Genomic DNA, 12,398 nt, shown 5'->3' with positions numbered 1-12,398 from the left:
AATCATTGGGTAACCTCAGCAATTCCATGAAATAAACCGGGCATACCTGTTTCGTTAATCGCCTGCTCCATACGCAGATTCAGTTCATCGGCAGGCAGCTTCTTACCTCTAAGAATAGTCTCAAGCAGCTGTAGAACGTTCTCCGTTTGCTTTAATGTCAGTTCCTTTCCGGCAACCGTTACTTCTTCCTTCATTCTCTGAATCATCTTATAAGGCTCGAGCACATTTTTTTGATATTCATCCGCATTTGAATTGTGATTTTGGGTGCATACGGCAATAGATAAGCATTTATCTATTACCTTCCTCCTGCCTCTTAGACGGCTTCTTTCCCGATCTGACCTCAGGTTGTCAAGACAATCCTGCATAGCCGAATGGACGGAGTCTATTGCATACACCTTCGCTTCCGGAAAAGCTTCCTTCAGAAGCGGCCCAAGTGTTTCACGAGGCCCCGTATCGATAAATGCATGAACGGGCAGAGCAGCCATCCTGTTCATGCAAGCCGTCCACAAAACCGGTTTTATTAATTGGTCAGAGAGCAATGGAATAATATCCTGTTCACTGCTGTAAAAGTCCCCCGTAACATTCGACACAACTGTGTGCCGCAAAGGCTGAAATGTAAGTCCGTTCAAAAATGCGCGAAACGGAGCAACGGCCGGTTCCATGAGCGGACTGTGAAAGGGAGCACTGACTTTTAACGGTATAACTTGCGCGCCTGCATGTTTCATGGAAATCACCGCTTCTTCCACCGCGCCTTTTACCCCGGATATTACCGTTTGATTGCTGGCATTATAGTTAGATGGCACGACGGCCCCTGTATTTAGTGAAATCTTCCTGCATATCTCTTTCACTTGCTCTGATGAAAGTCCAACCACGGCATACATCAAGCCCCGGCCTTCCGGCACCGCTTCCTGCATATATTTCCCTCTGGCATGCACTAGCTTGACTGCGTCGGCAAACGATATAGTTTCCGCTGCGCATAATGCCGATATCTCTCCAAGACTATGACCCGCAAGGACGGGCTGCTGAATTTCAACCTCTTGAAGTATGATTCGATAAGCAATCAAACTTACGGTTAAAATTGCGGGTTGGGCAATTTCCGTCTTTTTAAGTTCTTGCGGATTTCCCTCGAAACAAATTTTTTTAAGATCGAAACCAAGAGCATCGTTGGCCATTTCGAACAATTCCCGTGCAATTGGATATGCTGAATGCCAAGCTTGACCCATCCCAACATATTGCGAGCCTTGGCCCGGAAATATAAATGCCATTTTATACAAATGCAACACCTCATTATATTGAAGTCCAATAATATCAATAAAGTTTATATATTTACTTTTTCACTTATTAAAGTTATACATATGGCAAAATTAGAAATTGATTTTTGTGAATTCTAGTTCCAGCTTCTTTCCAGATCAACTGCCAAACCAGTGGTCTGAAGCTTTCCGTGGCTGGAACTAGAATTCTGTAACCAATTGAGATGTTACCGAAGATTAACCCTAGTAATACAACAGACAACAGACCCTGTTATTCAAAATAAATAATATCGAATAATTCGTCTTCCTCTTCTTCTTTTTCCTGTGGAAAAAGTTCCATCTTTAATTCTTTAATGCAAACGGAAGGATCGGTTACCGTGGCTTTGATAAGTTCACAGAATCCTTGAAGCAGTCTCGCTGCCGTCCCATGCTCAAATAAATCCCTTCTGTACTCCAAAGATAATTGAAGGCCTTGTTCGACTTCGGCAACAATCATCGTCAGATCCATCTTCGTTGTCAAAATATCTTGTTCAACGGAGCGAACCTCAATATCAGTTAAATAAAGAATCGATTGCTCCATGTTCTGCAGCACCAGCATCGTGTCAAACAAGGGGTTACGGCTCCTATCGCGCCGTACGTTCAGCTTCTCGACCAGTTCCTCGAAAGGATAGTCCTGGTGCTCGAATGCCGCCAGCGTCCGCTCCTTCACCTCACGCAGGAAATCCATAAACCGCTTGTCTCCGGACGGGGCATTCCGCAGCGCCAGCGTGTTCACGAACATCCCGATCATCGGCTCCGTATCCCCATGCGTCCGCCCCGACACCGGCGTCCCGACCACAATGTCGCTCTGCCTCGTGTACTTGTGCAGCCACACGTTATAGGCAGCCAGCAGCACCATGTACAGCGTCGCTCCGGTCTCTGCGGCAATCTGCTTCAGCCCCTCGGCTACGTCCGCGCTGATCTGCGCATGAACCTGCCTGCCTTCACTGCTGGGCACCGCTGGACGCCTCCGGTCGGTCGGCAGTTCCAGCACCGGCGTTTCTTCCGCATAAGCCGACAGCCAGTACGCCTCATGCGCTCTCATCTGCTCCACCTCGAGCGTACCTTGCTGCCATACCGCGTAGTCTTTGTACTGAATCCGGAGCGGCGCCAGTTCCACGCCGCCATACGCCGCCATGAAGTCCGACACCAGTAGGTTCATCGACACGCCGTCCGACACGATATGGTGTATGTCCCACATCAGCCAATGGCGCTCCTCCGAAAGCCGCAGCAGTCCGGCCCGCAGCAGCGGTGCCTGGTCCAGCGCGAACGGCCGCACGAAGTTCCGGGTAAGTTCTCTCGCTTGCGCTTCATCCGCATCCCGGCATACCCATTCCAGCGTCACGTCTTCATGTATCCGTTGTCTCGGTTCGCCGTCGATCCACGTGAACGACGTGCGCAGCGATTCGTGACGGGCGATGACCGAGCGAATCGATTGCTCCAGCCGGTCCGGGTCCACCCTCCCGGCCAGTTCCACCACGCCCGGCATGTTATAGCGCGTGCTCTCCGGCTCCATCTCATGCAGCACGTACAGCCGCCGCTGCGACGAAGACAGAGGGTACGACGCCTGTGGTGCCGCCGGTTCGATGGCGCTGTAGGCCGTCTTCGACATCCCTTCGATCTTCTGCGCCTGCTCCTTGACTGTCGGCAGGCGGAATACATCCTGCAGCGTCAGTTCTGCGTTCATCGTCTTCTGGATCTTGGTCACCAGCGCGGTCGCCCGCAAGGAGTGTCCTCCGATTGCAAAAAAGTCGTCGCTCACCCCAATGTTCTCTATGCCAAGCACGTCTTGCCAAATCCTGAGCAGCTTCCGCTGCGTCTCATTACTCGCTGCCTCATACCGTTCTTCCGAATCCATTCTTGCCTCAGGCTCCGGCAACGCCTTGCGGTCCAGCTTCCCGTTAGGCGTCAGCGGCAAGCGCTCCATCCGGATCATGTACCCCGGTATCATATAGGACGGCAACGTCCGCCCGAGATGCTCCCGAATGTCCGCCGATGCCGTCTCCTCCTGCAGCACCACGTAAGCGCACAAGTATTTCCCGCCCGCGGCATCCTCCCGGTCGATCACCACCGCTTCGCGGACCGCCTCATGCTTCAGCAGCTGGCTCTCGATTTCGCCCAGCTCCACACGGTAGCCGCGGATCTTCACCTGATGATCCCGGCGCCCCAGAAATTCCATATTGCCGTCCGGCAGCATCCGACCCATATCTCCCGTCTTGTACATCCGTCCCTGCGGCACAAACGGATTCGTCATAAACGATGCGCTGGTCTTCGCCGTATCGTTCATATATCCTTTGGCTACGCCTACTCCCCCGATATACAGCTCGCCGGCCACCCCGTACGGCACCGGATGCCGATTGGCGTCCAGTATGTAGAAGGTGTTGTTATCCAGCGGCTTGCCGTACGGAATGCTTGTTTGATCCGCCGTTACTTCCCGGATCGGATAGTAGTTGGACCATACGGTGGCTTCCGTCGCACCCCCAAGTCCAATCACCTGGACGTTCGGGAAGGCTGCCTTCGCTCGCTCCGCCAAATTCACCGGAATCCAGTCCCCGCTTACCAGCGCCAGACGCAATGCCTGCTGACGGATGCCCTTCTCCTGTTCCTCCAGACCATGCAGCACATGGTTCAGTGTCGTCGGCACCGAGTCCCAAATCGTAATGGCTTCCTGTTCCAGCAGCTGCTGCATCTGCTTAGGATCCTGCACCTGCTCCCGGTCTGCAATCACAATCCGGGCGCCTGCCGCCAGCGGTCCGAAAATGTCATACACCGACAAGTCAAAGCACATCGACGTGATGAACAGCAGCCGATCTTCCTCATGAACGCCAAATTCCTGATTGACCCAGCTGACCAAGTTCACGGCCGAATGATGCTCTATCATGACGCCCTTCGGCTCTCCGGTGGAACCCGAGGTGTAAATAATGTAAGCCAGCTCGTGCGAATCTTTGGCCAGGTGAAGCGCCTCACCGGAATGCCCGATCAGCGAAGGGTCCCGGCTGTCGATGATTTGCGCAGGTATTTCTGCATACGCCTGATCGGCGACAACGACGCTTATTCCCGCATGGCTGATCATATGCACGATCCGGCTTTGCGGATAGTCCGGATCCATCGGTACATACGCCGCGCCAGCTTTCAGAATCGCCAGCATGCCAATGATCATCTCAAAGCCCCGGCCAGTCATCAGCCCGACATGATCATTGACGTTCACCCCCTGGGCCTGCAGCCGCCGCGCCAACCGGTTCGACCGCTTGTCCAGCTCCCGGTAGGTCAGCTGCTGGCCGTTCCAGCTTACAGCCGGTCGCTCCGGCGTCCTCGCTGCTTGTTCCCCGAACAGTTGATGCAGCGTCTTCTCTACTGCGTACGGCGTATCCGTTCGGTTCCATTCGTATACGATCTCTTGACGCTCCGCAGCCGTCATCAGATGCTCCATCGACAAGAGATCGTTCTCCTCGTCACACAAGGCCTCAAGGATTCGTTCGTACCAGGCAAACGCCGTTTCGATCTCCCGGTCCTCAAAATAAGCCGGCGTATATTTGATCTGCATGTTCAGCCTGTCAAAGTACTGCGATACTTCCAGATCAAACCACGTATTTGTCATTTCGTTTGCTTCCAAGCTCAGCGCCGCCGTCTCCGATACCAACTCTTGTCTCGGCCCCATCTCCTCCAGCACATGGAAATCCGTATAGTTAAACAGCGTATCGAAGATCGGGTTGACCGACGGGCTCGATACATCGCCGATCGCATGGGCGATATCGACCAAAAACAGTTCATGCGCCTTCATGTGTGCAAGCTGCTGCTTGGTACGGTTCACCAGTTCCGACTTGGACACTTCATGTGCTATCCCCATGCGGATCGGCACCGTATTCAGGAAGCAGCCCAGCACTTTATCTGCATCCTCGATTGGCGGCCGGTCGTGGCTGACCACGCCCGTGACAATCTCTTCCTCCGTCGTCAGGATACCCAGCAAATATACGTGCGCGCTCAAGCACAGTTCCTTGACGGTACAACCGTACCGCTTCGCGTGCCGCTTCAAGGCTCCCAGCAGTGTGCTGCTCAATGGCCTGCGATAAATTTTGCTGACTGCCCCGCGTTCCCTCTTCTTGCCTGCGTAGTTAAACGGCAGCTTATTACGGGTATACCCCGCCAATTCGCTGATCCAATATTGCCGGCTCTCCTCGTCGCTCTCCCGGAACCGGTTGATGGCCACATAATCCTTATAGCTGCTTTGCAGCGGCTTAACCTCCGCAGGGTTTCCCTGCAGCAGCTGATGATAAATGTCTTCAAACTCCTGCTGGAAGGAAGCCACGCTCCAGCCGTCCAGAATTGCATGGTGGAACGTAAACACCATGCAATAATCATGCTGGCTATTCAGCCGGAACAACCGAACTCGCCACAGCACCTCGCCGTCGAAGCGGAACAAGTGGCGCTGGTCCTGCTCAATATACGTGCGGATAACGCGCTCCTGCTCTTCCCGGCCAAGTGAAGAGACATCCTCCGCCGAAAGGGCTGGCACGATCCGGGCGTGCACGATCTGGACCTCTTCCTCGAAATGCTTAAGATCGAAGGTGGTGCGCAGAATCGGATGCTTGTCAGATAACCGCTGCAGTGCTTCGGCAAACTGTTCCACTGACACGATTTTGAAATGATACACAAACTGGTCGTGGTAGATCGGCTCCTCCGGCCGCAATCTGGAGTAGAACACCATGCTCTGCTGAATTTTGCTAAGCGGATACACATCCTCGCAATCTTCTGGCAGGTGCTTCAACTGCTCGGGGTCCACCATGATGCGCCGCTTCATCTGCTCCAGCATCTCCCGCCCCGATTCCAGCTGCCGGTTCGGCTCATACTCCTGCGCCAAAAGCCCGGCCAGCTCTCCGATGGTCTGATGCAGGTAGAGCTCTTTTAGCGGGAGATCCTCCTCCATGTCACGGTTCATCCGGCTGACCAGACGGATCGCCTTGATCGAGTCGCCGCCCAGCACAAAGAAGTTATCGTGGACGCCGACCTGCTCCGCCCCCAGCACTTCCTGCCAAATCTCTGCCAGTTGCCGTTGCGTCGGCGTGCTTGGCGCTTCGTATACGCTGCCGGTATGAGCCGCTTCCGGCGCCGGCAACGCCTTGCGGTCCACCTTGCCGTTGGCAGTCAACGGGATTCCATCCATGCTCACAAAGTAGGACGGAATCATGTAATCCGGCAGCTGTGCCGCCAGGTGCGCCCGTAGTTCTGTAATCGGAACAGCCGCGTCACTTACGAGATACGCACACAAGTACGCCTGCCCTTGCTCGTCCTCATGGGCCAAGACCACCGCTTCGCGGATCTGCGCATGCGCCATGAGCCGCGCCTCAATCTCCCCGCACTCGATCCGGTACCCGCGGATCTTCACTTGCTGGTCGATCCGGCCCAGGTACTCCAGGTTGCCGTCCGGCAGCCATCGCGCCAAATCCCCGCTCCGGTACATCCGCTCACCCGGCTCGAACGGGTTGTCGACGAATTTTTCCGCCGTCAGCTCCGGCCGGTTCAGATAGCCCCGGGCCAGACCGTCGCCCGCGATACACAGTTCACCCGCGACCCCGATCGGCTGCAGCTGCCGGTTGTCACTCACAATGTACAGCTGCGTATTGGCAATCGGCCCCCCGATCGGCACCGCCGCTTCCGCGAAGGTCGGAGCGCTGTCGTAATACGCGACATCGACCGTGGCCTCCGTCGGCCCATACAGGTTGTGAAGCGTGGCTCCGCTAACTTCCATGAACTTGTAGAACCCGCTCACATGCTGCGGCTTCAGCGCTTCCCCGCTCGCAAATACCCGGCGCAAGCTCACGAGCTTCTCCGGGCTAAACGCTTGCCCGGCCTGCTCCAGGAAGACGCTCAGCATCGACGGCACAAAATGCATCACCGTGACCCCGTAACGCTCCATCGTTTCGGCCAGCACCGCCGGATCTTTCTCTCCCTGCGGCGGAAGCAGGCAGACCTTCGACCCGGTCATCCCCCACCAGAACAGCTCCCACACCGAAACGTCGAACGTTATCGGCGTCTTCTGCAGAATGACGTCCCCTTCTCCGACCGGGTAGCGGTTCTGCATCCATTGCAGGCGGTTGATGACCGCGCGATGCTCAATCATGACCCCTTTCGGGTTGCCTGTGGTCCCCGAGGTATAGATCACATACGCCAAACGCCGGGAATCCGGCGCAAGCTCCGGATTGGCCTCGGATTGCACCCGCCCTCCAGGCGTCAGCTCGATGACCATCCCCTCAAATCCGCATGAATCCTGGCCGGGCTGAATCAGCAGTACTGCCGCGCCGCTGTCCCCGAGCATATACCGGATGCGTTCGGCCGGCAGCGCCGGATCAATCGGCAAGTACGCCCCGCCGGCCTTCAGGATGCCATAAAGCCCTACCATCAGTTCCAGCGAGCGTTCCGCCATAATTGCTACAATCGTTTCCGGCCCCACACCTTGCCCGCGCAGCGTCCACGCCAGCTGGTTCGCCTGCCCGTTCAGCTCCGCGTAGGTCAGCTGCTGATCCCCGTACACGACCGCCACCGCATCCGGCGTCTTCTCCACCTGCTCCTCGAACAGACCGTGGATCGTCGCTTCCCGCGGATACGCCGCCACCGTATCGTTGAATCCGTGCAGTAGCTGTTGCTTCTCTTCCGGCGTGACAAGCTCATACGAGCCGATGCTTGCTTCCGGCTGACCGGCGATTTGCGACAAGAGCTGCACGAAGTGCATCAGGTACCGCCCGGCTGTCTCCTCATTGAACAGCGCGCAGCTGTATTCCAGTGTCAGGAGAAGATCTATCTCGGCTTCCCATACATTTAGAGTCAGATCGAACTTCGTCGTCGAATGCTTCAGCTCGACCGGCCGAACGTCAACATCCGCCAGCCCAAAGCGCGCCTGCTCCATGTTCTGCAGCACCAGCATCGTGTCAAACAAGGGATTGCGGCTCATATCGCGCCGTACGTTCAGCTTCTCGACCAGTTCCTCGAACGGGTAATCCTGATGCTCGAATGCCGTCAGCGTCCGCTCCTTCACCTCGCGCACGAAGTCCATAAACCGCGTGTCCCCGGACGGGGCGTTGCGCAGTGCGAGCGTGTTCACGAACATCCCGATCATCGGCTCCGTATCCCCATGCGTCCGCCCCGACACCGGCGTCCCGACCACAATGTCGCTCTGCCCCGTGTACTTGTGCAGCCACACGTTATAGCCCGCCAGCAGCACCATGTACAGCGTGGCTCCGGTCTCTGCGGCAATTCGTTTTAGGGCCTCAGCTACGTCCGCGCTGATCTGCGCATGAACCTGTCCGCCTTCGCTGCTTAGCACCGCCGGACGCATCCGGTCGGCCGGCAGCTCCAGCACCGGCACTTCCTCCGCATAGGCCGACAGCCAGTACACCTCATGCCCTTGCATCCGCTCTACCCCGAGCGTGTCCTGCTGCCAGACCGCGTAGTCTTTGTACTGGATCCGCAGCGGCGTCAGCTCCTCACCGGCATACGCCGCCATAAGGTCCGACACCAGAAGGTTCAGCGAAACGCCGTCCGAGACGATATGGTGCATGTCCCACACCAGCCAATGGTGCTCCTCTGCCAGCCGCAGCAGCCCAGCCCGCAGCAGCGGCGCCTGATCCAGCTCGAACGGCCGCACAAAATTCCGGGTGAGTTCCCGCGCCTGCGCTTCATCTGCCTCCCGGCATACCCATTCAAACACCACGTCTTCATGTACCTGTTGTCTCGGTTCGCCGTCGATCCACGTGAACGACGTGCGCAGCGATTCGTGACGGGCGATAACTGTACGAACCGCTTGTTCCAGTTGATCCGCATCGATTTTCCCTGTTAACTCCATGACCCCCGGCATGTTGTAGCGCGTGCTCTCCGGCTCCACCTCATGCAGCACGTATAGCCTCCGCTGCGCCGAAGACAGCGGGTACGATGCCTGCGCCGCTGCCGGCTCGATTCGGCCGTAATCGCTTTCCTCCGTGCTGCGCACATATTCCGCCAACGCCTTCACCGTCGGACGCGCGAACAGCTCCCGCAGCGGCAGCTCCACCGCCAGCTGCTGATGTATGCGCGACACCAGCGTCATCGCTTTCAGCGAGTGACCACCGCGCTCGAAGAACGAGTCGCCGATGCCGACTTCGTTTACCCCCAGCACCTCTGCGAACAACTCCGCCAATTGCGTCTCCAGCGCATCCCGCGGCGCTTCATAGCCTTCGCTGTTCGCCTCCCGGTCCGGCGCCGGCAGCGCCTTCCGGTCGACTTTGCCGTTAGGGGTCAGCGGCAGCTTCTCCAGCTCCACAAAGTAGGACGGGATCATGTAATCCGGCAGCTGTGTTGCCAGTTGCGCCCGCAGCTCCGATACCGGAACCGCTTCATCACTTACGAGGTACGCGCACAAGTACGCCTGTCCTTGCTCATCCTCACGGGCCATGACCACCGCTTCGCGGATCTGCGCATGCGCCATAAGCTGTGCTTCGATCTCCCCGCATTCGATCCGGTAGCCGCGGATCTTCACTTGGTGGTCGATCCGGCCCAGGTACTCCACGTTGCCGTCCGGCAGCCATCTTGCTAAATCTCCGGTCCGGTACATCCGCATCCCCGGCTCGAACGGGTTGTCTACGAACTTCTCCGCCGTCAGCTCCGGCCGGTTGTGGTAGCCACGGGCCAGACCGTCACCCGCGATACACAGCTCGCCCGCGACGCCTATCGGCTGCAGCTGCCGGTTGTCACCCACAATGTACAGCCGCGTATTAGCGATCGGTCCCCCGACGCTCACTGTCTGGTCGGAGGTCGCTTCCCGCACCGCGGACCAAATCGTGGTCTCCGTCGGACCGTACATATTGAATAGCGCAGCCTTCGATTTGCTTTGCAGTTCAGCCAGCAGATCGTCCGTCCATGCCTCCCCGCCGACCAGTATTTCCGTTACGCCTTCAAACCACGCCACGCAGCCCGCCGACAGCAGCATCTTCAGCCGCGACGGTGTCATCTGCACCATCCCAATGCGCTGGCGTTCGATCAGCGCCGCCAGCTGCTGAGGGTCCTTCTGCTGTTCTTCGCTCGCCGCCACGATCCGCATGCCTTGCGTCAACGCCAGCAGCGTCTCCACCACCGAGATGTCGAAGGACAGCGTGGTCGCAAATAAAACCGACTTCGCCGGGCCGAAGGGAATCACTCTCGTCATCCCTGTGATGAAGTTAACCACCGCGCGGTGCTCAATCATCACCCCTTTGGGGTTCCCGGTCGTCCCCGAGGTATAGATCACATACGCCAACCGCCGGGAATCCGGCGCAAGCGGCAGGTTGGCCTCGGACTCTGCTGGCCCTCCAGGCGTCAACCCGATAACCGTGCCCTCAAATCCGCAGGAATCCAGGCCAGGCTGGGTCAGCAGCACCGCCGCGCCGCTGTCTCCGAGCATATACCGGATGCGTTCGGCCGGCAGCGCCGGATCAATCGGCAAGTACGCCCCGCCGGCCTTCAGGATGCCGAGCATCCCGGCGATCATGTCCAAAGAGCGTTCCATCAGGATAGCCACGATACGCTCCGGCCCTACACCCTGCCCGCGCAGCGTCCACGCCAGCTGATTCGCCCGCGCGTTCAGCTCTGCATAGGTCAGCTGCTGATCCCCGTACACGGCCGCCACCACATCCGGCGTCTTCTCCACCTGGGCTTCAAACAGCCCGTGGATCGTCGCTTCCCGCGGATACTCCGCCGCCGTGTTGTTGAACCCATGCAGCAGCTCTTGCTTCTCCTCCGCCGTGACAAGCGATATCGAGGCCACCGGCCTCTGCGCATCCGCCAGCATTTGCTGCGCGATCTCCCGGATATGCCCCTCCATTCGCCGGATGAATGTTCCATCGTATACCTTGGCGTTGTACCGGAATTCAATCGACAACGCTTCACCCGGGAATAGCACGACGGTTAGGTCATAATTCGTCTGCTCAAATACTTCAACGTCACGGATCCCGAACGCAGCCTCGTCCGTTCCGCCTGCTTGGCCAATCGCTTCAGCAATCGGATAGTTCTCGAACACCAAAATATGATCGATCAATCCTTCCTTCAGCGCGCTCAGTCCCTGAATCTCATACAGCGGATAATGGCTGTGTGATTCCGACGCCAGCGCCGCTTCCTGCACCTGCTGCAGCAGCTCCATTACGCTCTGGTCGGGGGAACTGCTGACCCGTACCGGCGTCGTATTGATAAACAGGCCGATCATCCGCTCGATTCCCGGAACTTCCGCCGGTCTCCCCGATACGACAGTCCCGAATACCACATCACCGCTCTGGTTGTACTTCTGCAAAAGCAGTCCCCAGATCGTCTGCATCACTGTGTTCAGCGTCACTTGTGCCTGGCGGGCCAACCGCTCCAGCTCCCGGGTCATCCCCACATCCAGACGGAAGGCATGCTCCTGCGGCTTGGCTCCCGCAGGCCCTGCTGTCCAAGGCGCTCGCGGTACACTCGCCTGTTGCTCATAGTTTGCCAAGTACTGGCTCCAGTACTGTCGCGCCGATTCCCCGTCCTGCTTTTCAAGCCATTGCATGTAACTGTTAAATTGTATTGGCGTGTCAAGTCGAATGGGCTGTTTAGTCTTCAAGCATTGATATATATGCATAAATTCCTGCATAAGAATGCTTACACACCAACCATCCATCAAAATATGGTGGAAGCTCCAAATCATTATGTGTGAATCAGAATCCTTTTTTAGAACAGCTAATCGAATTAAAGGCCCCCTCAATAGGTCAAAGCCCTCATCTCGATCATTTTGCATGTACTCGTTCACATACCTAGACTTTTCATTTTCACTCAACTGAGAAATATCTTTGAAAATCAAGTCCGTCTTTTGATTTTTTACTACGACTTGAACAGATTTCTTCACCTTTTTCCAGACGAAGATGGTTCGAAGTATATCGTATCGCTCAATGAGCTTCGCAAATGATTGATTAACTAGGGTTACATTTAAATCACCTGCAAGCTCCAAAGTATATTGTTCAAAATACTCATTTGATTTGTGAAGCAAAGAATGAAATAACATACCTTCTTGCATCGGCGTAAGATAATAGATGTCTTTTATCGAGTCTCTTCTTCTACTCATGTTTACCTCCCGGCAAGTTGTTTAGAGAC

2 protein-coding genes are annotated in these 12,398 nt (G+C 56.5%); both read right to left on the bottom strand.

Features of this window, described 5'->3' with window-relative positions:
* Positions 1-2: 2 nt before the first annotated feature.
* Positions 3-1,265, bottom strand: a complete 1,263-nt coding sequence (gene fabD, locus NST07_RS09495; RefSeq protein WP_341091323.1) for an ACP S-malonyltransferase — start codon at positions 1,263-1,265, stop codon at positions 3-5.
* A 256-nt stretch (positions 1,266-1,521) separates the two neighbouring features.
* Positions 1,522-12,369 (bottom strand): amino acid adenylation domain-containing protein, encoded by a 10,848-nt coding sequence (locus NST07_RS09490; RefSeq protein WP_342481432.1) that lies wholly within the window; start codon positions 12,367-12,369, stop codon positions 1,522-1,524.
* Positions 12,370-12,398: the final 29 nt, after the last annotated feature.

The organism is Paenibacillus sp. FSL L8-0340, assembly GCF_038593145.1.
In the GTDB taxonomy this organism is placed as follows: Bacteria; Bacillota; Bacilli; order Paenibacillales; family Paenibacillaceae; genus Paenibacillus_AQ.
The sequence above is the reverse complement of the archived record's forward strand: the minus strand, read 5'-3'. Positions and strand labels throughout refer to the sequence as shown.